We start from the raw sequence: 21,854 nt of genomic DNA, 5'->3' as shown, positions 1-21,854 counted from the left end.
GCGTTGAAGGCGCGTCCGACGACGCCGATGCCGATCGAGGCTTCAGACCAGAGCCCTGAAGCCTCGACCAGCGGCACCCGCCCCCTCCGGTCAGCGGGGGTCCAGGCCCTCCAGCATCTCCGGCAGCTCCCGGCTGTGGATGACCCCGAGGCTCTTCGTCGCGCGCGTGAGTGCGACATAGAGGTCGTTCACGCCGCGGGCGTGCGCCGCGAGTATCTCCGCGGGCTCCACCACGAGGACCGCGTCGAACTCGAGCCCCTTGGCCTGGGCCGCCGTCATCAGCACGACGGGCGAGTCCAGCGCCGAAGGACCGTCGATGACGGTGACGCCGTCCAACCCGGCCAGCCCGTTGCTCAGTTCGGCCGGCCATGCCGGGGCGTGGATGATCGCCATCCGGCCGCCGTCCAGCGCCGCGATCTCCTTCTCGACGGCGGTGCGCAGCGCCCGTCCCCGGTCGGCTTCGGGGATCCGGAGGCTCCACGGACGGGTCCCGCCGCTGCGCACCGCGCTGGGGGCGGTGCGTGCCGGGTCGGCCGCCCGCAGGACGCCCTCGGTGACCCGCATGATCTCGGCCGGGGTCCGGTAGTTGATGGTGAGCTCCACCGTGCGCCAGCGTCCCGCCGTGTACTCGTCGAGCGCCTCACTCCAGGAGCTCAGCCCGGCCGGCGCGCCGGTCTGCGCCAGGTCGCCCACAATCGTCATGGAGCGGCCGGGGCAGCGGCGGGTCAGCAGCCGCCAGGCCATCGGGGAGAGTTCCTGCGCCTCGTCCACGATCACGTGCCCGAAGCCCCAGGTCCGGTCCTCGGCCGCGCGCTCGGCCAGGGGACGGAACTCCCCCTCGCCGCGGTACTGGCGCGTCAGCATCTCCGCGTCGATCTCGGCCAGCCCGGCGCCGAAGTCCTCGAGGACGACCTTGGCGAATTCCAGCTCCTCGGCCCCGGCGGCGGCATCGGCCCGGCGGGAGACGGCGCTGCCGGGCAGCGGGCCGAGCAGTTCGGCGGCCTCGTCGAGCAGCGGCACGTCGTCGGTGGTCCAGGGGGCGGCCTCCTGGTCCGGGCCCGGGTGTTCACGCAGCAGTGCGGCGCGTTCGGCCTCGGAGAAGTCCGGCATGGCCCTCGCCAGCAGCTCCGGGGAGCCGAACAGCGCGGTGAGCAACCGCTCCGGGGAGAGCAGCGGCCACAGCTTCTCGGCCAGGTCCTGGAAGTCACGCTCGACGACGAGCGCGTCGGCGAGGTCCACCACGTCGTCCAGGTCCATGGACCCGCCCCGGTCCCTGGCGATCCGCAGGGCCAGCTCCGAGGAGAGCCGCTCGACCAGGGCCGCTCGGGCCGCGTTGTGGGGTTCGCCGGTCCTGTGCGCGGCGGCGTGGGCCCGCTCGCAGAGGGCCCGACCGATCACGAGCTCCTCCTGGTGGGGCGAGCTTCGGCCCACGGTGATGGTCCATGACTCCTCCGGCAGCTGCCGGAGGCCGTCCAGCGCGGCGGCGAGTACCCCGGCCATCCGTGCGTCGCCCTTGACGGCGGCCGCCTCGGGCGTCTCCGTGTCGGTCCCGGTCACGCCCGGGTAGAGCGCGCCGATGCTGCTCAGTACGACCTCGCTCTCGCCGAGCGCGGGGAGTACCTGGTCGATGTAGCGCAGGAACGTCGTGTTCGGCCCGATGACCAGCACACCGCGCCTGGCCAGCCGGTCGCGGTGGGTGTAGAGCAGGTACGCGGCGCGGTGCAGGGCGACCACGGTCTTGCCGGTCCCCGGACCGCCCTGCACCACCAGGACGCCGCCGAGCTCGGAGCGGATGACCCGGTCCTGTTCGGCCTGGATGGTGGAGACGATGTCGCCCATCCGCCCGGTCCTGGCCGCCGTCAGTGAGGCGAGCAGGGCGGTCTCCCCACTGAGCTCGGCGCTGTCCCGGTCCTCCAGGGCACTCACGCCGAAGGCGTCGTCGTCGAAGCCGACGACCGTCCGGCCCTTGCTCCGCAGGTGCCGTCGCCCCACCACACCGCCGGGCACGGCTGGCGTCGCCCGGTAGAACGGCTCCGCGGCCGACGCCCGCCAGTCGGTCAGGAGCGGCTCGTGGTCGTCGTCCGCCAGGGCGATCCGGCCGATGTACCGCCGCTCGCCGTCGGCGCTTTCGATCCGGCCGAAGCAGAGCCCGTACTCGGCGGCGTACAGTTCCGACAGCCGGCGGGTGTGGTGGATCTCCAGCGTGTCCCGCTCCATCCGGGACTGGAAGGTTCCGCCCTTGTCCTGGAGATGGATCTCGCGCAGCCGAGCCGTCGCGAGTTCGCGCTGGGCTTCGAGGCGGTCGTACAGCTCACCGACGTATTCGTTCTCCGCTCGCAGCTCTCCGGTCCGCCGGTCGTCGGAGGGCTGAGCGCCGTCACCGCCCGGATTCGTCCCGTTTCCGGCTCCGGCGCTGACCACTGAATTGAGTTCGGACGAGGACGAGGACGATGCCGATGACGCGGGGACCAAGGCTTGCTCCATTGACTCAGGACCCTCAATTGATCGAGCAATTGAGAGTGGCGGCGGAATCTCCGCTATTCACAGCACAAAAAACTGGGTCCAGGACCTGCGCGCACGCGACAGACCGGACCGGGCCCGCTCAGAACTCCTCACAGAATGGCCCTGGAAGCCAGGGCCGTTGCTCGCCGGTGAGTACGGCGCCGGAAACCTTCCGTAGCTCGACGATTCTGCAGCACGACCCGGGCCTTGCCGCAAGCCCCCCGGTGCGCTATAAGTTGGGAGTGGAAAGGAGTGGGCACTCCCCTTTCCCATTCATCGTCCGATATGAACGGACAAGCCCTCCGCCGACCAGATCCTTCCATGCCGGGGCCTCCGCTGCGAGCCCGTTCGACGGCCGCCGATTCGGCGGCCCCGACGGCCTGTCCCACTTCCCGGCCGTCCGGGCGGGGGGGCGGGGCGCGGGCCGGGGTAAGGCCCGCCTAGGCTGTGTCCCGAAGCAAAACGGGCGAACCGGACCCCTCCGGGGGACCGCGAGGACGGAAAGCAGGACCCGCCGATGGGCGACGGAATGTCAGGCATGCACCACCACGGCGGGATGACACAGCTGGGCCCGTTCTCCCTCTCCAACGTCTGGACCTGGTCCCCCGACTGGGTGTTCCTGATCGGCAGCCTGGTCGCGCTGGCGCTGTACGCGACCGGCGTGGTGCGGCTGTACCGGCGCGGCGACCGCTGGCCGATCGGCCGGAGCATCGGCTGGGCGGCGGGCGTCGGCACGGTGATCCTGGTCACCTGTACCGGGCTGAACGACTACGGCATGGCGCTGTTCAGCGCGCACATGATGCAGCACATGGTGCTCTCCATGCTGTCGCCGATCCTGTTGCTGCTCGGCGCGCCGATCACACTGGCGCTGCGCGCGCTGCGCCCCGCCGGCAAGGGCCGGCCACGCGGGCCGCGCGAGCTGCTGGTGGCGCTGCTGCACAGCACCTACGTCCGGGTGATCTCGCACCCGGCGTTCACCATCCCGCTGTTCATCGCGAGCCTGTACGGGGTCTACTTCACCCCGTTGTTCGACTTCCTGATGCAGTACCGGCTCGGGCACATCTTCATGATGGTGCACTTCCTGGCCACCGGACTGGCGTTCTTCTGGCCGATCATGGGCGTGGACCCGGGCCCGCACCGGCCCGGCCATGTGATGCGGATCATCGAACTGTTCATGGGCATGCCGTTCCACGCCTTCTTCGGCGTGGCGGTGATGATGGCCAGCCACCCGCTGGTGACCACCTTCACCGAGGCGGGCGCACCACCCGGCACCGACCTGCTGGAGGACCAGAAGCTGGCCGGCGGTATCACCTGGGCGTTCGGCGAGATCCCGACCGCGATCGTGCTGATCGCGCTGGTCTACCAGTGGATGGGCTCCGAGCAGCGCCAGGCCCGGCGCCGGGACCGTGCCGAGGACCGCAACGGCGACGCCGAGCTGACGGCGTACAACGCCTACCTGGCCTCGCTGGACAAGCGGAGCCAGCGCCCGGCCCCGGCGGCCGACGCCGGCTGACCGGCCCTCCCCACCGCAGGCACCGCGGAACCCCCGCCCGATCCGGGCGGGGGTTCCGTCGTTTCCGGGGCCCGGCCCCTCCCGCGGCTGCCTGCGGGCTCAGACCGGGCCGCCTCCGGCGGCTTCCTGCTCCCCCGCCGGACCCGCCGGACCCGTCGGACCCGTCGGACCCGTCGGACCCGTCCTAGGATCCGGAACATGCAAGCGCTTCTCATGGCCGCCCTGCTCGCCGTGGTCCTGCTGTCCCGGATCCACGAGCCGAGACGGTTCGGCAACGGGGTGCTGATCGGGCTGATCGGGGTGTGCGTCGCGCTGGGGACGGTGAGCCTGGTCGGGCACGTCTCCGCCCCGGCGGGGCGCGCCGTCACGGCCGGGGCGGCCTCCGCGGTCTGGCTGAGCGGGCTGGTGACGGCCGGGCTGCTGGTGGCCAACGGGGTCACCATGGTCCGCCGCGAGGGCACCCGTCCGGCGAGCCTGCTGGCGCTGCTCACCGGCGCGGCCGTGCTCGCGCTGCTGGGGCTGCTGCTCTCCGCCACCTACCTCGACGTCCGCGCGCTGCGGGCGGCGGCCGGGGCCGCCCTGCTGATCGGCGGGTACGCGGCGTTCCTGCTGCTCTGCTTCCTCGGCTACACGCTGCTGTACCGGCGGGTGGTGGTCCGCCCCGGCTACGACTACCTGGTCGTCCTGGGCGCCGGGCTGGACGGCTGCGAGGTGCCGCCGCTGCTGGCGGCCCGCCTGGACCGCGCTCTGGAGCTCTACCGCGCCGCGGAGGCGGCCGGGCGGCCGCCCCTGGTGCTCGTCACCGGCGGCAAGGGCCCGGACGAGGGCTGCACCGAGGCCTCGGCGATGGCCGACTACCTGGTGGCCCGCGGCTGCCCGGCCGAACGGATCCGGCGGGAGGACCGGGCGACCAGCACCACCGAGAACTTCGCGTTCGGCCGGGAGCTCATGGAGCGCGAGCACCCCGGCTACCGCTGCACCGTCGTCACCAGCAGCTTCCATGTGCTGCGCTCGGCCGTCACGGCCCACCGGGCCGCCGTCCCGGGCCATGTCGTCGGCGCGCCGACCGCCGGGTACTACTGGCCCAGTGCCGCGCTGCGCGAGGCGGTCGCGACGGCCGCGCTGTATCCACGGGTCAACGCCGCGGTCTGCCTGGTGCTCGCCGCGGCCGGAGCGGTGACCGGCTGGCGGTGGTGACCGGCCCGCCGCTGACGCGGAGAGGTCCCCGGGTCGTGGACCCGGGGACCTCCCTGTTCAGCTCGTCGACGGTCAGCCGAGGTTGGCCAGCGCCTCGTTGAAGGTCTTCGACGGACGCATCACGGCCGCGGCCTTGGCGGCGTCGGGCTGGTAGTAACCGCCGATGTCGACCGGCGAACCCTGGACGGCGATCAGCTCCTCGACGATGACCGCCTCCTGGTCGGCCAGCGTCTTGGCGAGACCGGCGAACGCCTCGGCCAGCGCGGCGTCGGCGGTCTGCTGCGCCAGCTCCTGGGCCCAGTACAGGGCCAGGTAGAAGTGGCTGCCGCGGTTGTCGATGCCACCGAGGCGGCGGCTCGGCGACTTGTCCTCGTTGAGGAAGGTGCCGGTGGCGCGGTCCAGGGTGTCGGCCAGCACCTTGGCGCGGGGGTTGTCGGTGGTCTGGGCCAGGTGCTCGAAGCTGACCGCGAGGGCGAGGAACTCGCCCAGGCTGTCCCAGCGCAGGTAGTTCTCCTTGACCAGCTGCTGGACGTGCTTCGGGGCGGAGCCGCCGGCACCGGTCTCGAACAGGCCGCCGCCGTTCATCAGCGGGACGACCGACAGCATCTTGGCGCTGGTGCCCAGCTCCAGGATCGGGAACAGGTCGGTCAGGTAGTCACGCAGCACGTTGCCGGTGACCGAGATGGTGTCCTCACCGCGGCGGATGCGCTCCAGCGAGAACTTGGTGGCCTCGACCGGGGACTTGATCTCGATCTGCAGGCCGGCGGTGTCGTGCTCCGGCAGGTAGGTCTTGACCTTCTCGATCAGGACGGCGTCGTGCGCGCGGGTCTCGTCCAGCCAGAAGACGGCCGGGTTGCCGGTGGCGCGGGCGCGGGAGACCGCCAGCTTGACCCAGTCCTGGATCGGCAGGTCCTTGGTCTGGCAGGCACGGAAGATGTCGCCGGGCCGGACGGCCTGCTCCAGCACCACGTTGCCCTCGGTGTCGACCAGCCGGACGGTGCCGGCGGTGGCGATCTCGAAGGTCTTGTCGTGGCTGCCGTACTCCTCGGCCTTCTGCGCCATCAGGCCGACGTTCGGCACCGAGCCGATGGTCGCCGGGTCCAGGGCGCCGTGGGCGCGGCAGTCGTCGATGACGGCCTGGTACACGCCGGAGTAGCTGCTGTCCGGCAGGACGGCCAGGGTGTCGGCCTCCTTGCCGTCCGGGCCCCACATGTGGCCGGAGGTGCGGATCATGGCCGGCATCGAGGCGTCGACGATGACGTCGGACGGCACGTGCAGGTTGGTGATGCCACGGTCCGAGTCGACCATGGCCAGGGCCGGGCCCTCGGCCAGCTCGGCGTCGAACGAGGCCTTGATCTCGGCGCCGTTCGGGAGCGCGTCCAGGCCCTTGAGGATGGCGCCGAGGCCGTCGTTCGGGCTCAGGCCGGCGGCGGCGAGCGCCTCGCCGTACTGGGCGAAGGTCTTCGGGAAGAAGACGCGGACCACGTGGCCGAAGACGATCGGGTCGGAGACCTTCATCATGGTGGCCTTGAGGTGCACCGAGAACAGCACGCCCTCGGCCTTGGCCCGGGCGATCTGGGCGGCCAGGAACTCGTTCAGGGCGGCGGCGCGCAGCACCGAGGCGTCCACGACCTCGCCCGCGAGCACCGGCACCGACGGGCGCAGCACGGTGGTGGCGCCGTCCTCGGCCACCAGCTCGATGCGCAGCGAGCCGTCCGCGGCGATCACGGCGGACTTCTCGGTGGAGCGGAAGTCGTCGGCGCCCATGGTGGCGACGTTGGTCTTGGAGTCGGCCGTCCAGGCGCCCATGCGGTGCGGGTGCGCCTTGGCGTAGTTCTTGACCGAGGCGGGGGCGCGGCGGTCGGAGTTGCCCTCACGCAGGACGGGGTTGACGGCGCTGCCCTTGACCTTGTCGTAACGGGCGCGGACGTCCTTGTCCTCGTCGGTCTGCGGGTCGTCCGGGTAGTCCGGCAGCGCGTAGCCCTGCTGCTGCAGCTCGGCGACGGCCGCCTTCAGCTGCGGGATGGAAGCCGAGATGTTCGGCAGCTTGATGATGTTGGCGCCCGGGGTCTTGGCGAGTTCGCCCAGCTCGGCGAGGGCGTCCTCGATCCGCTGGCCCTCCTCGAGACGCTCCGGGAAGCTCGCGATGATCCGCCCGGCCAGGGAGATGTCGCGAGTCTCCACCTGTACGCCGGCCGTCGAGGCGTAGGCCTGGACCACGGGCAGGAACGAATACGTTGCCAGGGCAGGCGCCTCGTCGGTGTGCGTATAGATGATGGTCGAGTCAGTCATCGGTACTCCGCTTCACGTCTCCAACGTCTTGATGTCAAGATATCTCGTGATTGCCCCTTCGCTCCACCTCCCCCCGCTCCGGAGCGCACGCCGGGCGCCCGGCGGGCTCGTCGGGAGTCAGCTCCACCGTCGTCCCCGGGCGGGCCCGGGGCAAACGGAGCACCGCCGGAACCGGCCCAAGACCTAGGACTGTCCGGCCAGGCGCCGGTCGAACTCGGCGGTGTCGGGCACGAACCAGAGCTGGCGGCCGCCGTTGCTCTCGCGGACGAAGTCCCGCAGGGCGCCACTGGCGGCGGTGTGCCGGGAGATGTCGCCGACGACGGCCAGGCCCAGGCGGTAGTTGGCGAACTTCTGGACGATCCCGCCGGCGATCCGGGTGCTCAGCCGGAAGAAGTCGTCCTCGAGGCGGGCCACCGGGACGACGACCCAGGTGGCGCCCTGCCCGAAGGCGTCGCCGATCACGTCGGTCGCGTCGCGCTCGTCGCGCAGCGGCGGGCCGTCGGCGGGCAGCCACAGGACGGTGGCGGTGGGCTCAGACATGGCGGTTCTCCCCGATCAGCGCGTTGACGATGGCGAGCAGCTCCGCGGTGTCGGCGAGCCCGCCCAGAATGATCACCTTGAGCGCCGACCGCTCCTCGTGGTGGACGGTCTCGACGAACAGCCGGCCGCCGGCCGCCCGGGGGCCGGCGATCGCGGCCATGACCGTGTTGCTCAGGCGCGCGGCCTCCTCGACGCCGACGCCGTCGATCCGGACGACCGTGGACGCCTCGGCGTGCCGCCGCTCCGGCTCGGGGGCCGGGGCCGGGGTGCCGGTGAACGCCTCCAGGTCGGAGCGGGTGATCCGGTACTGCTTGCCGATCCGCGTCGCCTTCAGCCGACCGTCCCGGACGTAGCCGCGGACGGTGCGGACGTGCAGGCCCAGCAGTTCGGCCACCTGTTCCACCGAGTAGTACTGCGACACCGACCGCCACTCCCTTCCCATTTCCCTATACTTACGCAAACTACCATTCGGATGGTCCTTATAGGTAACGATAGTGACGGTTCACGGGCAGGCCGCCGGGCCGAACGTCAAGAGTCCGTCAACGCACCGCTTCATTCGGTCAACGCCGCGTCAGGACGGGCGCCGCCGGGCGGAACGCGGCCTAGCGTCGAGGAAGCAGTTCCGGCAGGCCCCTCCACCACTCGGGAGCACCCGCATGGCCCGCGTCGTCTGGCACGTCCCGGTCACCGTCACCGGACGCACCACCGTCCTCCGCCTCTTCCGCCTGCGCGACGGCCGCCGCCGCGCGGTCGGCTTCAGCTCCGCCGAGGCGCCGGCCGCCCTCCTCGGGCCGGCCCGGTCCGCCACCGAACCCGGTGAACCGGCCCTGCGCGGGCTGACCACCCCGCTCGGCGTCGACACCCTGGTGCTCGACCCCCGACTGGTGGCGCCGCCGGTCGCCGGCACCGCCGCCCGTCCGACACCCGCCGCGGCCGCACAGCTCCAGCACCGGTGACGGCTCTCCAGCTGCTCCCCGGAGACCGGCAGCCCGAACGGGCCAGGACACTGCATGCCCTGGCCCGGATCCGCTTCGGCCCGGTGCCGCTCGACTTCGACCGGCTCGCCGCCGAGTTCCCCGCCGTCCAGAGCGGTCTCGCCCTCGCCGGCGAGGCCGACCTGGAGCTCCGTCTCGCCTGCACCGGCCCCGAGGAGTTACGCGCCATCTCCACCGCGCTGCTCCGCGCGGGCGCCGCACGCGTCAGGATCGACCTCGTCCTGCGCGCGCTGGCGCCCGCCGCGCCCGCGCTGCGGTCACTGCCCGCGCCCGCCCGGAGCCGCTGACCGGGGAACCCGGTCCGCCCGCCGCCCCCGAGGGTGCGACGGGCGGACCGGCCCGGGGCCGCTCAGCCGGACTCGCGGGCGAGGGCGGCGACGGCGGTGAGCAGCAGGGCGGAGCCGGCCAGGAGCGCGGGGGTCACCTCCTCGTCGAAGAGGGCGGTCGCGATCAGCGCCGCCGTGGCGGGTTCGAGCAGGACGAGGACCGAGGCGGTGGCGCCGGGGACGACGGTGAGACCGGCGAAGTACCAGCGGTAGGCGAGCAGGGTCGGCACCGTGCCGAGGAAGAGCAGGGCACCGGTCGTCAGGGCGAGGTCGCCCGCGGTGGGCAGGACACCGGCGGCCGCGGCCGCCGGCAGCAGGCAGAGCGTGCCGGTCGCGAACGCGCCCGCCGTGGCCCCCGTCGCGCCGCCGCGCGCCCAGAGGGTCAGTCCGCTCTGCACCGCACCCGCCAGCACGGCGAGCGCGACACCGAGCGCCGGGCGCGGGCCGGCCGCCGGGGCGGCGACCAGCAGCGCCAGCCCGGCCAGTGCCAGGGCGATCGCGGACACCGCCCGCACGGTGAGGCGCTCGCCGAGCAGCAGATGGGCGCCCAGGCTGGTCAGGACGGGCCCCGCGCCGATGGTGATCAGGGTGCCCAGCCCGAGGCCCGCGTACTGCACCGAGCCGAAGTAGGCGGCCTGGCTGACGGCCAGCCCGAGCCCGGTGAGGACGGCGGCCCCGCGCCGGCCGGGCGTGGCGCGGCGCCGGCCGGACGGCAGGAGGGTCAGACAGGCGGCGGCAACGGCCAGGCGCCAGAAGCAGACGGACACCGGGCCCAGTCCGCTGGTGCGCAGCAGCAGCGCCGCCGCCGCTCCGCCCACGCCCCAGGCGACCGCGGCGGCCGAGATGGACAACAGGCCGCGCCGGAACGGCACGGCGGTGTGCGAGGTCATGCGTCGGTTCTCCACGATGAGATGCCGGATGAGGTCCGCGGGTGGTGCGGGCGGCAGCTATCGACCCGGTGGCGGCAGGGCCGCCGGGCAGGGAGTCGTGGAGTGTGCCGCCCGCTATCGGACGGGCGGCGGCAGGATCACAGGACGCATACGGGTCAGGGTACGCGGCCGGGCCGTCGACGACGGCCCGGGCCCGGGCCGCCCGCGGCCTTCTCATCGTTCGCTTGCGCAACGTACGGTCGGGCCGGGACATGGTGGAGGTCGGCCTCCGCCCCCGGGCGGAGGAGAGCAGCGGCGTGGACCACCTGACATACGACGAGGTCAAGGCGGCCGGGGAGCGGATCGCGGGCCGGGTACGGCCGGTGGCGGTGGCGCCGGGGGACGACGGCGGACGGGTCTGGCTGGCGCTGGAGTTCCTGCAGCACACCGGGAGCTTCAAGGCGCGCGGGGCGCAGAACTTCCTGCTGGCGCACGCCGAGGCGGGCGGCCTGCCGGCGGCCGGGGTGACCATCGCGTCGGGCGGGAACGCGGGGCTGGCCTGCGCCTGGGCGGCGCGTGAACTCGGCGTGCGGGCCACGGTGTTCCTGCCGGAGACGGCACCGGCGGTGAAGCTGGCCCGGCTGCGCTCGTACGGTGCCGAGGTGCGGCTCGCGGGCTCCGAGTACGCGGAGGCGCTGGCCGCCTGCGCGGAGTTCGCGGCGGAGAGCGGCGCGCTGACCTCGCACGCGTACGACCACCCGCTGATCGCGGCCGGGGCGGGCACCGTCCTGGAGGAGATCCGGGCCCAACTGCCGGGCCTGGACACGGTGGTGGTGTCGGTGGGTGGCGGCGGGCTGTTCGCGGGCGTGGCGGCCGCCGCCCGGGAGCACGGCGTCCGGGTGGTGGCGGTGGAGCCGGAGCGCAGCCGGGCGCTGAACGCGGCGCTGGCGGCGGGTCACCCGGTGGACGTCACGGTGGATTCGGTCGCCGCCGACGCGCTGGGGGCCCGCCGGGCCACCGCGCTCGCCGTGCACGCCGCCCAGCACGACGGTGTGCGTTCGGTGCTGGTCCCGGACACCGCCATCGTCCGGGCCCGGCAGGGGCTGTGGGACGAGCGCCGGATCGCGGTGGAGTACGCGGCCGCCACCGCCCTCGCCGCCGTGGAGGCGGGGGAGGCCGCGGAGGGCGAGCGGGTCGCCGTGCTGCTCTGCGGCGCCAACACCGACCCGTCGGACCTGGCGGCAACCCGCTAGCGGGCGGAGGAAGTTCGTACCCGCCCGCCCCTGGAAGGCGCCGCATCACCATGCGGCGCCTTCCATTTCCATAAGCGCGTCGGCCGTTCACAATGCCACCCTCGGGGGCATTCTCAATTCCCGCTCAAATCCCCGGACCTACTGATCGGTCACGTAACGAGTCCGCGACCGCACCACCCCCTACCAGCGCGTATATCCAGAAAAGTACGTAAACATTCAGTAACGGAATCTGTGCAGGCGCCTCTGCATGCGCCTACTGTGTGGCAACTCTCCTTGCTCCGACCACCGGGGCCCCCACACACAGAGAGACGACGAATGGTTTCCCTCAACCAGCTGTCCTCACCGGGCACGGGCACCGGCTCCGATTCCCCCACCGGAGCCCCCAGTCCCTCCCACCGCTCGTTGCGCCGCGAGGTCGGCCTGATCGGCCTGCTATGGGCTTCGGTCGGCTCCATCATCGGCTCCGGCTGGCTGTTCGGCGCCAAGAACGCCGTCGTGGTGGCGGGCCCGGCGGCTGTCGTCTCCTGGGGCATCGGCGCGGTCGCGATCGTCCTGCTCGCGCTGGTGCACGCCGAGCTCGGCGGGCTCTTCCCGGTCTCCGGCGGCACCGCGCGCTACCCGCACTACGCCTTCGGCGGCCTGGCCGGCATGTCGTTCGGCTGGTTCACCTGGCTGCAGGCCGCGACGGTGGCGCCGATCGAGGTCGAGGCGATGATCGGCTACGCCGGGCACTGGGAGATCGCGCGGAGCCTGCTCAACGACAACGGCACGCTCACCGCGAGCGGTTTCGTGGTGGCGACCTTCCTGATGGCGATCTTCGTCGCCGTCAACTTCCTCGGTGTGCGGGTGCTGGCCCACACCAACAGCGTCGCGACCTGGCTGAAGATCTTCGTCCCGCTGTTCGCCATCTTCGTGCTCGCCGTGACCAACTTCCACGGCTCCAACTTCACCTCGCACGGCTTCGCGCCGTTCGGCGTCAAGGGCGTGCTGGCCGCGATCAGCTCCAGCGGTGTGATCTTCGCCCTGCTCGGCTTCGAGCAGGCGATCCAGATCTCCGGTGAGAGCCGCAACCCCAAGCGCGACATCCCCCGCGCGGTGCTCGGCTCGGTGGCCGTCGGCACCCTGATCTACACCCTGCTCCAGGTCGTCTTCATCGGCGCGCTGCCCGCCGCCTCCTTCGCGGGCGGCTGGGGCAACCTCGACTTCCCCGGCATCGAGGGCCCGTTCGCCGGCCTCGCCACCCTGATCGGCCTCGGCTGGCTCGCCTGGGTGCTCTACTTCGACGCCATCGTCTCCCCCGGCGGCACCGGCCTGATCTACACCACCTCGACCTCCCGGATCTCGCTCGGCCTGAGCAAGAACGGCTACGCGCCGCAGCTCTTCGAGCGGCTGGACAAGCGCGGGGTGCCGTGGTTCGGGCTGATCACCTCCTTCGTCACCGGGGTGATCTGCTTCCTGCCCTTCCCCAGCTGGCAGGAGCTGGTCGGCTTCATCACCTCCGCCAGCGTGCTGATGTACGCCGGTGCCCCGCTGGCCTTCGGCGCGCTGCGGCGCCGGATGCCCGAGCGTGAGCGCTCCTACCGGCTGCCGCTGGGCGGGCTGATCTCCCCGGCCGCGTTCGTGGTCTCCAGCCTGATCATCTACTGGTCCGGCTGGCACACCCTGTCCCGCCTGGGCGTCGCGATCCTGATCGGCTACGCCCTGCTCGGCGGCTACGCCGCGTACGCGATCCGCAAGGGCCTGCCGAACGCGCCCAGGCTGGAGTGGCGCGCCGCCCAGTGGCTGCCGGTCTACCTGGTCGGCCTCGGGATCATCTCCTGGCAGGGCGGCTTCGGCGACGGCCTGGGCAACCTGCCGATGTGGTGGGACATCGCCGTGGTCGCCGTCTTCTCGCTCGTGGTCTACTTCTGGGCGATCCGGGTCGCCCTGCCCACCGACGCGATCGAGCGCAACATCGAGGACGTCGAGGTGGTCGACGAGGGCGGCCACTGACCCCCCGCGCCACCCGCGTGTGGGCCCGCCGATCCGGCGGGCCCACACGTCGTCCGGGGCACGTCCGACGGCTCCCGCCCTACAGCTTCAGCACCGCCCGCAGCGCCGCCGCCACGGCCGCCTCCGGATCGTCCACGGCCCCCTCCGAGCGCCAGGCGACGAAGCCGTCCGGGCGGACCAGCACCGCGCCGTCCCGCCGGACACCGTGCAGCTCGGCGAAGTCCGCGCCCGGCTCGGGCGCCAGGTCGTCCTCCGCGCCGGTGCCGATCCGGTAGCCGTCCAGCGGCACGGCCAGCCGGTCGGCGGCCCGCCGGGCGCCCTCCTGCCAGGCCGTCCCCTCGGGGCCGGTGAGCAGCACCATCGTCTGCTCGTACAGGTCCAGGGTGGAGAGCCGGACCCCGGCCCGCAGCAGCCACTGGTGCGGCGCCCGGCTGCCGGGCTCGCCCGCCGACTCGAACCGCTCCGGCACCACCGCACCGGCCGGGTCCGCCCCCGCCACCGCGCCCACCGGGTAGCGGTAGCCGAGCGCCACCGCCAGCACCCCGGCCTGCCGGCCGGCCCCCGGGACCACCGAGTACCCGGGGTGGCTGTGCTCGGCGGACCGGGCCGAGGCCCGCGCGCTGGTGACCTCGGCGACCGGGCGGCGCTCCTGACCGTACGTCTCCAGCAGCTCCGGGCCGGCCCAGCCGCAGAGCACCGCGGCCAGCTTCCAGGCCAGGTTGTGCGCGTCCTGGATGCCGGTGTTGGAGCCGAACGCGCCGGTCGGCGACATCTCGTGCGCCGAGTCCCCGGCCAGGAAGACCCGCCCGCCGGAGTAGCGCTCCGCCACCCGCTCCGCCGCGTGCCAGGGCGCCCGGCCGGTCACCTCCACGTCCAGGTCCGGCATACCGATGGCGGCCCGGATGTGCCGCACGCACCGCTCGTCGGTGAACGCCTCCAGCGGCTCGCCGTCCTCGGGGTGCCAGGGCGCGTGGAAGACCCACTCCTCCTGGTTGTCCACCGGCAGCAGCGCGCCGTCGGCCGTCGGGTTGGTCAGGTAGCAGGCGATGAAGTGGCGGTCGCCCACCACCTCGGCCAGCCGCTTGGCCCGGAAGGTGATGCTGACGTTGTGGAACAGCTCGCCCTTGCCAGTCTGGCCGATGCCCAGCCGCTCCCGGACCGGGCTGCGCGGACCGTCCGCCGCCAGCAGGTACCGCGCCAGCACCCGCCGCTCCTCACCGGTCTCCCGGCTGCGCAGCAGCGCCGTCACCCCGTCGGCGTCCTGTTCGAAGGAGACCAGCTCGGTGCTGAAGCGGACGTCCCCGCCCAGCTCGCGGGCCGACCGCAGCAGCACCGGCTCCAGGTCGTTCTGGCTGCACAGGCACCACGAGCTGGGGCTGAACCGGGCCAGCCGGCCGCCGGGGTCGATCTCCCGGAACAGCCACTCCTGCTCCTCACCGGTCAGCGAGGGGGCCTGCAGGATGCCGTGGTTCGCGGCGAGCACCGAGGCCGCCTCACGGATCGCCGGCTCGATGCCGGCCACCCGGTAGAGCTCCATCGTGCGGACGTTGTTGCCTCGGCCACGCGGGTGATGCGAGGTGTCCGCGTGCTTCTCGACCAACAGGTGTCTGACACCCAGTCGGCCCAGGAAGAGGGAGGCCGACAGCCCGACCAGCGAGCCGCCGACGATCAGGACCGGCACCCGGTCGTCAACTTTCGGATTCATCAGTTGCTCCAGCCTGTAAGGGGATCCGCGGCACCGCCGCGGTGGCCCATGCCGCCCTCCGCGGGGCCGGCGTGGACGGCCCCCGTCCTTCCATCCCCCGCGCCGACGGCCTTCTGCCGCCCCTTCGCCCGGATGGCCCGCATATCTCGCGCCGTCCGTGGGCTCCGCGCACGATCGACCTCAGGCCTGGCGCCGACCGCCCGGGCCGAACGCCTCCGCCCGCCGCACCGCCCGCCGTCCCACCCGAGATCCCCGCCGGACGCCGCCCACCGCGGCCCGCGGCGAGCGGCCCAGAGCAGAAAGTGGATCATGACGACTCTGTCAGAACCTCAGGCGCGGCAGCACGCCGACTCCGACACCCGGCTCCGGGTGGTGCTGATGCTGGAGATCCAGGACGGCGCCCAGCAACGCTTCCTCGACGTCTACGAGAACCTCCGCCACCAGGTGGCCTCGGTTCCCGGCCACGTCAGCGACCAGCTCTGCCAGTCGATCAACGACCCGCGGCAGTGGCTCATCACCAGCGAGTGGCGGGACCAGGAGACCTTCCTGAAGTGGGTGGAAAGCCCGGCGCACCGCGAGATGGTCAAGCCGATGCACGGCTGCGTCAGCGACACCTTCCGCTCGATGCGCTACACCATCCTCCGGGAGACCTCCGTGGCCGGGGCCACCGGCACCGCCCGCCCCGTCGAGGTGCCGCCCGGCCTGCCGCGCACCACGCCCGCCGGACACGTCGGCCCGCCGAAGGCCGACCCCGGCCCGGACGGCGTCGTCCGGCACGCCCTCACCTTCACCGTCAAGCCCGGCAGCGAACACGAGGTGGCCCGGATCCTGTCCGGCTACACCTCGCCCAAGGCCGAGGTGGACGAGACCACCCGGCTGCGCCGCACCTCGCTGTTCATGCACGGCAACCGGGTGGTCCGGGCCGTCGAGGTGATCGGCAACCTCGGCGACGCGCTGCGCCATGTCGCGATGCAGCCCGAGGTGCGGAGCGTCGAGGCGGAGCTCAACCCCCATCTGGAGGAGGCCCGCCAGCTCGGTGACCCGCAGTCCGCGCGCGCCTTCTTCGCCCGCGCCGCGCTGCCCGCCGGACACCAGGCGGTCGCCGGCTCCCCCACCGCCGGCCGGCTGCACCGGCACGCCGTGCTCTACCCGGTGAAGCCCGGCAGCGGGCAGGAGGTCGCCGACCTGCTCGCGGCGTACGACGACGAGGCCACCGCCGACCCGACCGGGCCGGTCGTGACCGGCACCGTCTTCCACCGGGACGACACCGTGGTCCGCCTGGTGGACCTCCGGGTGCCCGCCGAGGCCGACCCGGCGGCGGCGCTCGGCGTGGCGGGCGAGCGCGAGGCCGCCGCCCTCGGCCGGCTGCTCGACCTCGGCCCCGGGGGCGACCTGCGCACCGTCGCCGGGCTCAGCCGCTTCCTCGCCGCCCGGGCCATGAGCCCGGTCACCGACCGCAGCTCGCAGGACAGCTGACCAACCACCCGATCCCAGCCCAGCCCCGGAGGAAGAAACCATGTCCACGCAGTACCCACGGATCGTGCACGTCGACGAGGCGCCGGAGAACCGTCGGCGCGGAGGCGATCTGCGCGCCATGCTCACCCCGACCACCTGCGGCGCCACCAGCGGGTTCATGGGCCTGGCCATCGTGCAGCCCGGCGAGCGGATCGGCGAGCACTACCACCCGTACTCCGAGGAGTTCGTGTTCGTGGTCTCCGGCGACCTGGAGGTGGACCTGGACGGCGTCACCCGCACGCTCAAGCCCGACCACGGCCTGATGATCCCGCTCAACATGCGCCACCGCTTCCGCAACGTCGGCGACACCGAGGCCCGGATGGTCTTCCACCTCGGCCCGCTGGCACCGCGCCCGGAACTCGGCCACGTCGACACCGAGGAGACCGCGACGTCCGGCCCGCCGGAACACGCCAAGGCGGCTTCGTGACCAGGCGTGTCGCCGTCACCGGAATCGGCGTGGTCGCACCCGGAGGCGTGGGCGTGCCGGCCTTCTGGCGGCTGCTCACCTCCGGCCGGACGGCGACCCGGGGCATCACGCTCTTCGACCCCGCCGGATTCCGTTCCCGGATCGCCGCCGAGTGCGACTTCGACCCGGCGGCCCACGGGCTGAGCCAACATGACGTCCAACGAGCCGACCGCTACGTGCAGTTCGCGATGGTGGCGGCGGACGAGGCGATCGCCGACGCGGGCCTGGACCTGGCCGCCGAGGACCCGTGGCGGATCGGCGTCTCGCTCGGCACCGCCGTCGGCGGCACCACCCGGCTGGAGCACGACTACGCCCTGGTCAGCGCCGGCGGCGCGCGCTGGGACGTCGACCACCTGCGGGCCGAGCCCCAGCTGCACCGGGCCTTCGCGCCCAGCACCCTCGCCTCGACCGTCGCCGAACGGGTCGGCGCCCACGGCCCGGTGCAGACGGTCTCCACCGGCTGCACCTCGGGGCTGGACGCGATCGGCTACGCCTTCCAGGCGGTCGAGGAGGGGCGCACCGACATCTGCGTCGCCGGCGCCTCCGACTCACCGATCTCCCCGATCACCGTCGCCTGTTTCGACGCCATCAAGGCCACCAGCGAGCGCAACGACGACCCGGAGCACGCCTCCCGCCCCTTCGACGCCCACCGGGACGGCTTCGTGCTCGGCGAGGGCGGCGCCGTCCTGGTGCTGGAGGAGCTGGAGCACGCCCGCCGTCGCGGCGCCCGGATCTACGGCGAGATCGGCGGCTTCGCCACCTTCGGCAACGCCTACCACATGACCGGCCTCACCCAGGAGGGGCTGGAGATGTCCCGGGCGATCGACGACGCCCTCGACCACGCCCGGGTGGACCGCACCGGCGTCGACTACGTCAACGCGCACGGCTCGGGCACCAAGCAGAACGACCGGCACGAGACGGCGGCCGTCAAACGTTCCCTCGGCGGGCACGCGTACAAGACGCCGATGAGCTCGATCAAGTCGATGGTCGGGCACTCGCTCGGCGCGATCGGCGCGATCGAGCTGGTCGCCTGCACCCTCGCGCTGGCCCACGGCGTGGTACCGCCGACCGCCAACTACGAGACTCCGGACCCGGAGTGCGACCTCGACTACGTACCGCGCACGGCGCGGGAGCTGCCACTCCGTCACATCCTGTCGGTCGGCAGCGGATTCGGCGGATTCCAGTCCGCCGTTGTGCTCAACAGAACGGGGTGAGATCCATGACGTCACGTCAACAGGGCCGCCGGTCAGCGGTCACCGGCCTGGGCGTGGTGGCGCCGAACGGCGTGGGGGCCGACGCCTTCTGGAAGGCCACCAGGCAGGGCGTGAGCGTCCTCGACCGGATTTCCCGCGAGGGCTGCGCGGATCTTCCGCTGCGCGTCGCGGGCCAGGTGCGGGACTTCGACCCGCAGGCCGTGATCGACGGCCGCTACCTCGTACAGACCGACCGCTTCACGCACTACGCGATGGCGGCCGCCGACCTCGCTGTGGCGGACGCCGGGTTCAGCCCCGACCCCAAGGATCCGTTCACGGTCGGCGTGGTGACCGCGGCCGGCTCGGGCGGCGGCGAGTTCGGCCAGCGCGAACTCCAGCAACTCTGGGGTCAGGGGCCGAAGTTCGTCGGCCCCTACCAGTCCATCGCCTGGTTCTACGCGGCCAGCACCGGCCAGATCTCGATCCGCGGCGGCTACAAGGGCCCCTGCGGGGTGGTCGCCAGCGACGAGGCCGGCGGCCTGGACGCGCTCGCGCACGCCGCCCGCGCGATCGAGCGCGGCACCGACGCGGTGGTGGTCGGCGCCGCCGAGGCCCCGCTGGCGCCGTACTCGATGGTCTGCCAGCTCGGCTACCCCGAACTCAGCCTCGCCGAGCACCCGGACCGGGCCTATCTGCCGTTCTCCCCCGCCGCCAACGGCTTCGCCCCCGCCGAGGGCGGCGCGATGCTGCTGCTGGAGGACGAGGAGGCCGCCCGCCGGCGCGGCGCCACCGTCCGTGCCCTGCTGGTGGGACACGGCGCCACGTTCACCGGCGCCTCCCGCTGGGAGGATTCCCGCGAGGGTCTGGCCAACGCCATCCGGATAGCGATGAACGACGCGCGGATCGCCGCGGAGGAGATCGACGTGGTCTTCGCCGACGCCCTCGGTGTCCCGGCCGCCGACCGAGCCGAGGCCCTCGCCCTGGCCGACGCCCTCGGCCCGTACGCCGAACGCGTCCCGGTGACAGCACCCAAGACCGGCACCGGACGCGCCTACTGCGGCGCGCCGATGCTGGACACGGCCGCCGCCGTCCTCGCGATGGAGGACGGCGTCCTGCCGCCCACCCCCAACGTCACCGAGGTCTGCCATGAGCTCGCCCTGGTGACCGGCCATGCCCGACCGGCCGAACTGCGCACCGCGCTGGTGCTCAGCCGCGGGCTGATGGGCTCCAACGCCGCGCTGGTGCTCCGGCGCGGCCGGCTGGACTGACCGGGCCCGACCGTTCCCCCGGTCCGGCTCGGCTCGGCTCCCGATCGCCTGTCGGCCCGCCTGTTGATCCGTCTGTTGATCCGCTCTTGTTTTGAAGGGACATCCCGTGAACAACACCCTCAGCTATCCCGAACTGGCCGCCCTGATCCAGGCCCGGGCCGGCGTCGTGGTCAACCCGCTCGACCTGGAGCGCCCGGGCGCGAGCTTCGACCAGTTCGGCGTGGACTCCCTCGGTCTGCTCGGCGTGGTCGGCGAGCTGGAGAACCGGCACGGACTCAAGGTCGCGTCCGGCGCGGAGTCGTCCAAGACCCCGGCCGAGTTCGTGGAACTGGTCAACGCCTCGCTCTCCACCACGGCAGGTGCCTGAGATGCCCGGACACACGGACAACGAGATCGTCATCGCCGCGCCGCTCGACCTGGTCTGGGAGATCACCAACGACCTGGAGAACTGGCCGCAGCTGTTCAGCGAGTACGCCTCGGTCGAGGTGCTGGAGCGGGAGGGCGACAGCGTGCGCTTCCGGCTCACCATGCACCCCGACGAGAACGGCCAGGTCTGGAGCTGGGTCTCCGAGCGCACCACCGACCGGGCCTCGCTCGCGGTGCGCGCCCGCCGGGTCGAGCCCGGGCCGTTCGAGTTCATGGACATCCGCTGGGAGTACGCGGAGGTCCCGGCCGGCACCCGGATGCGCTGGATCCAGGACTTCGCGATGAAGCCCACCGCACCGGTCGACGACAAGGGCATGGTCAACCACATCAACCGCAACTCGCGGGTCCAGATGCAGCTGATCCGCGAGAAGGTCGAGAAGCAGGCCGGGGAGGTGTGAACGGGATGCACCGCGCACTGATCGTCGCCCGGATGAAGCCGGACGCGGCCCAGGGCATCGCCGACGTGTTCGCCGAGTCGGACCGGGGCGAACTGCCGCACCTGATCGGCGTCACCGGCCGCAGCCTGTTCCAGTTCGGCGACGTCTACCTGCACCTGATCGAGGCCGACCGCCCGCCCGGCCCGGCCGTCGCCAAGGTGATCGGCCACCCGGAGTTCCGGCAGGTCAGCGACCGCCTCACGGCCTACGTGCAGGCGTACGACCCGGCCACCTGGCGGGAGCCCAAGGACGCCATGGCGCGTGAGTTCTACCGCTGGGAGCGCGGCGGGCCCAACTGACCTGCCCCGCCCTCCGTGGAACCGCCCCCGGCCCGCGCCGGGGGCGGTCCACAAGACCGAGGAGAAGACGCCGCACAGCGGCGCGCGCACCGGCGGTGGCGGCCTGGCGCTGCCCGGCGGCGGGCTCGCCTCCCCGCCACGGCCACCGCCTCCCGCACCGGCCCCGGCGACGGCACCCGGAGCGGCGCACCCGACATTGATGCCGAAGGAGTGGAGTGATGGCCGGTCCCGTCCCTGGTACGTCCCGGCTGCTGCGCACGGGTATGGGCGCGATGGCGGCCGGTCTGCTGCTGATCTACAACTCGGTCGGCGCGAAGCCCTCGTCCGGGCCGGTGCTGGGCCTGGCCGCTCCCCCGGCCGCCATCGGGGCGGCCGGGGCCGGTCCGGGTTCGGTCGCCGCACCGGGGGCGCCGGCGCTGAAGCCGGCCATTCCGACCCGGCTGCGGATCCCGCAGATCGCCGTGGACGCGCCGTTCACCGAGCTCACCCTGGACGCGGCCGGCCAGCTCAACGCGCCGCCCCTGGACGACAAGAACCTGGTCGGCTGGTACCGGGACGGCGCCACCCCCGGCGAGCGCGGCAGCGCGGTGGTGGCCGGGCACGTGGACACCGCCAAGGGTCCGTCGGTGTTCCTGCTGCTCAGCCTGCTGCTGCCGGGCAACAGGGTCGAGGTGACGCGCGCGGACGGCACGGTCGCCGTCTTCTCGGTGGACTCCGTGGAGACCTTCGCCAAGAACGCCTTCCCCGACCAGAAGGTGTACGGGAACACGCCGGACGCGCAGCTGCGGCTGATCACCTGCGGCGGTACGTACGACCGCACGCGCCACGACTACCTGGACAACGTGGTGGTCTTCGCGCACCTGGAGTCCTCGCACAAGGCCTGACGGGCGCGCTGACACGGGGCTCGGCTCCTGGTCCGGTGTACGGCTGGACGCGCGGCCCGGGCTGCGGGACCCGGCCATGGCGGCGGGCCTGGAGTTCGTCGGCCGCAGCGACAACCAGGTGAAAATCCGCGGCTTCCGGGTCGAACCGGGCGAGGCCGAGGCGGTGCTGCGCCGCCACCCTG

Annotated in this window: 20 protein-coding genes; 14 read left to right on the top strand and 6 right to left on the bottom strand. The window is 72.9% G+C overall.

All coding sequences use genetic code 11. The annotated features are described in order from the left end of the window. Positions 1-90: 90 nt before the first annotated feature. On the bottom strand, positions 91-2,421 hold the full coding sequence (locus AB0P06_RS34570; RefSeq protein ID WP_363614552.1) for an ATP-binding domain-containing protein: 2,331 nt from the start codon (positions 2,419-2,421) through the stop codon (positions 91-93). 619 nt (positions 2,422-3,040) lie between these two features. Here AB0P06_RS34570 and AB0P06_RS34565 point away from each other — a divergent pair. Both AB0P06_RS34565 and AB0P06_RS34560 read left to right on the top strand, forming a co-directional pair. After that, complete coding sequence (locus AB0P06_RS34565) at positions 3,041-4,015, top strand: cytochrome c oxidase assembly protein (protein ID WP_363614570.1); 975 nt, start codon at positions 3,041-3,043, stop codon at positions 4,013-4,015. Between the two features lie 198 nt (positions 4,016-4,213). Beyond that, positions 4,214-5,212 (top strand): YdcF family protein, encoded by a 999-nt coding sequence (locus AB0P06_RS34560; protein WP_363614550.1) that lies wholly within the window; start codon positions 4,214-4,216, stop codon positions 5,210-5,212. A 72-nt stretch (positions 5,213-5,284) separates the two neighbouring features. Here the strand turns inward: AB0P06_RS34560 and AB0P06_RS34555 are convergent, their stop codons facing one another. The 3 genes from AB0P06_RS34555 to AB0P06_RS34545 form a co-directional block, all read right to left on the bottom strand. Next, positions 5,285-7,504, bottom strand: a complete 2,220-nt coding sequence (locus tag AB0P06_RS34555) for an NADP-dependent isocitrate dehydrogenase (protein ID WP_363614548.1) — start codon at positions 7,502-7,504, stop codon at positions 5,285-5,287. A gap of 183 nt (positions 7,505-7,687) precedes the next feature. Continuing rightward, the gene (locus AB0P06_RS34550) at positions 7,688-8,044 is read right to left on the bottom strand and encodes a DUF4180 domain-containing protein (protein WP_363614546.1); all 357 of its coding nucleotides are present in this window, start codon (positions 8,042-8,044) and stop codon (positions 7,688-7,690) included. After that, positions 8,037-8,465, bottom strand: coding sequence for a helix-turn-helix domain-containing protein (locus tag AB0P06_RS34545; protein WP_363614544.1), 429 nt, complete (start codon positions 8,463-8,465; stop codon positions 8,037-8,039). The genes AB0P06_RS34550 and AB0P06_RS34545 overlap by 8 nt, the downstream gene beginning before the upstream one ends. A gap of 235 nt (positions 8,466-8,700) precedes the next feature. Here AB0P06_RS34545 and AB0P06_RS34540 point away from each other — a divergent pair, with 235 nt between their 5' ends. Both AB0P06_RS34540 and AB0P06_RS34535 read left to right on the top strand, forming a co-directional pair. Further along, positions 8,701-9,000 (top strand): SAV_915 family protein, encoded by a 300-nt coding sequence (locus AB0P06_RS34540; RefSeq protein ID WP_363614542.1) that lies wholly within the window; start codon positions 8,701-8,703, stop codon positions 8,998-9,000. Further along, positions 8,997-9,326, top strand: coding sequence for a hypothetical protein (locus AB0P06_RS34535; protein WP_363614540.1), 330 nt, complete (start codon positions 8,997-8,999; stop codon positions 9,324-9,326). The genes AB0P06_RS34540 and AB0P06_RS34535 overlap by 4 nt, the downstream gene beginning before the upstream one ends. Before the next feature lie 62 nt (positions 9,327-9,388). On the opposite strand, the gene AB0P06_RS34530 is transcribed toward AB0P06_RS34535, so the two are convergent. Then, positions 9,389-10,255: a DMT family transporter gene (locus tag AB0P06_RS34530; RefSeq protein ID WP_363614538.1), complete on the bottom strand. Its 867-nt coding sequence runs from the start codon at positions 10,253-10,255 to the stop codon at positions 9,389-9,391. Positions 10,256-10,506: 251 nt separating this feature from the next. On the opposite strand from AB0P06_RS34530, the gene AB0P06_RS34525 reads away from it, so the two are divergent. Together AB0P06_RS34525 and AB0P06_RS34520 are read left to right on the top strand one after the other, a co-directional pair. After that, complete coding sequence (locus AB0P06_RS34525) at positions 10,507-11,487, top strand: serine/threonine dehydratase (protein WP_363614568.1); 981 nt, start codon at positions 10,507-10,509, stop codon at positions 11,485-11,487. 315 nt (positions 11,488-11,802) lie between these two features. Continuing rightward, positions 11,803-13,479 (top strand): APC family permease, encoded by a 1,677-nt coding sequence (locus AB0P06_RS34520; protein ID WP_363614536.1) that lies wholly within the window; start codon positions 11,803-11,805, stop codon positions 13,477-13,479. Between the two features lie 79 nt (positions 13,480-13,558). Here AB0P06_RS34520 and AB0P06_RS34515 read toward each other — a convergent pair whose 3' ends face one another. Beyond that, the gene (locus tag AB0P06_RS34515) at positions 13,559-15,184 is read right to left on the bottom strand and encodes an FAD-dependent monooxygenase (protein ID WP_363614534.1); all 1,626 of its coding nucleotides are present in this window, start codon (positions 15,182-15,184) and stop codon (positions 13,559-13,561) included. A gap of 309 nt (positions 15,185-15,493) precedes the next feature. On the opposite strand from AB0P06_RS34515, the gene AB0P06_RS34510 reads away from it, so the two are divergent. From AB0P06_RS34510 to AB0P06_RS34475, 8 genes are all read left to right on the top strand, one after another. After that, complete coding sequence (locus AB0P06_RS34510) at positions 15,494-16,660, top strand: SchA/CurD-like domain-containing protein (protein ID WP_363614532.1); 1,167 nt, start codon at positions 15,494-15,496, stop codon at positions 16,658-16,660. 40 nt (positions 16,661-16,700) lie between these two features. Continuing rightward, complete coding sequence (locus AB0P06_RS34505; RefSeq protein WP_363614530.1) at positions 16,701-17,126, top strand: cupin domain-containing protein; 426 nt, start codon at positions 16,701-16,703, stop codon at positions 17,124-17,126. Further along, the gene (locus tag AB0P06_RS34500; RefSeq protein ID WP_363614528.1) at positions 17,123-18,379 is read left to right on the top strand and encodes a beta-ketoacyl-[acyl-carrier-protein] synthase family protein; all 1,257 of its coding nucleotides are present in this window, start codon (positions 17,123-17,125) and stop codon (positions 18,377-18,379) included. Before AB0P06_RS34505 ends, AB0P06_RS34500 begins: the two co-directional genes overlap by 4 nt. A 5-nt stretch (positions 18,380-18,384) precedes the next feature. Beyond that, positions 18,385-19,626 (top strand): beta-ketoacyl synthase N-terminal-like domain-containing protein, encoded by a 1,242-nt coding sequence (locus AB0P06_RS34495; RefSeq protein WP_363614526.1) that lies wholly within the window; start codon positions 18,385-18,387, stop codon positions 19,624-19,626. A gap of 106 nt (positions 19,627-19,732) precedes the next feature. Further along, a complete protein-coding gene (locus AB0P06_RS34490) occupies positions 19,733-19,993 on the top strand; it encodes an acyl carrier protein (protein ID WP_363614524.1) in 261 nt (86 codons plus the stop codon). A 1-nt stretch (position 19,994) separates the two neighbouring features. Continuing rightward, on the top strand, positions 19,995-20,450 hold the full coding sequence (locus AB0P06_RS34485; protein ID WP_363614522.1) for an SRPBCC family protein: 456 nt from the start codon (positions 19,995-19,997) through the stop codon (positions 20,448-20,450). 5 nt (positions 20,451-20,455) lie between these two features. Continuing rightward, on the top strand, positions 20,456-20,788 hold the full coding sequence (locus tag AB0P06_RS34480; RefSeq protein ID WP_363614520.1) for a TcmI family type II polyketide cyclase: 333 nt from the start codon (positions 20,456-20,458) through the stop codon (positions 20,786-20,788). Positions 20,789-21,006: 218 nt separating this feature from the next. Beyond that, a complete protein-coding gene (locus AB0P06_RS34475; RefSeq protein ID WP_363614518.1) occupies positions 21,007-21,672 on the top strand; it encodes a class F sortase in 666 nt (221 codons plus the stop codon). The last annotated feature ends 182 nt before the right edge of the window (positions 21,673-21,854 follow it).

The organism is Kitasatospora sp. NPDC088351, from assembly GCF_040685575.1.
Classification (GTDB): domain Bacteria; phylum Actinomycetota; class Actinomycetes; order Streptomycetales; family Streptomycetaceae; genus Kitasatospora.
The sequence above is the reverse complement of the archived record's forward strand: the minus strand, read 5'-3'. Positions and strand labels throughout refer to the sequence as shown.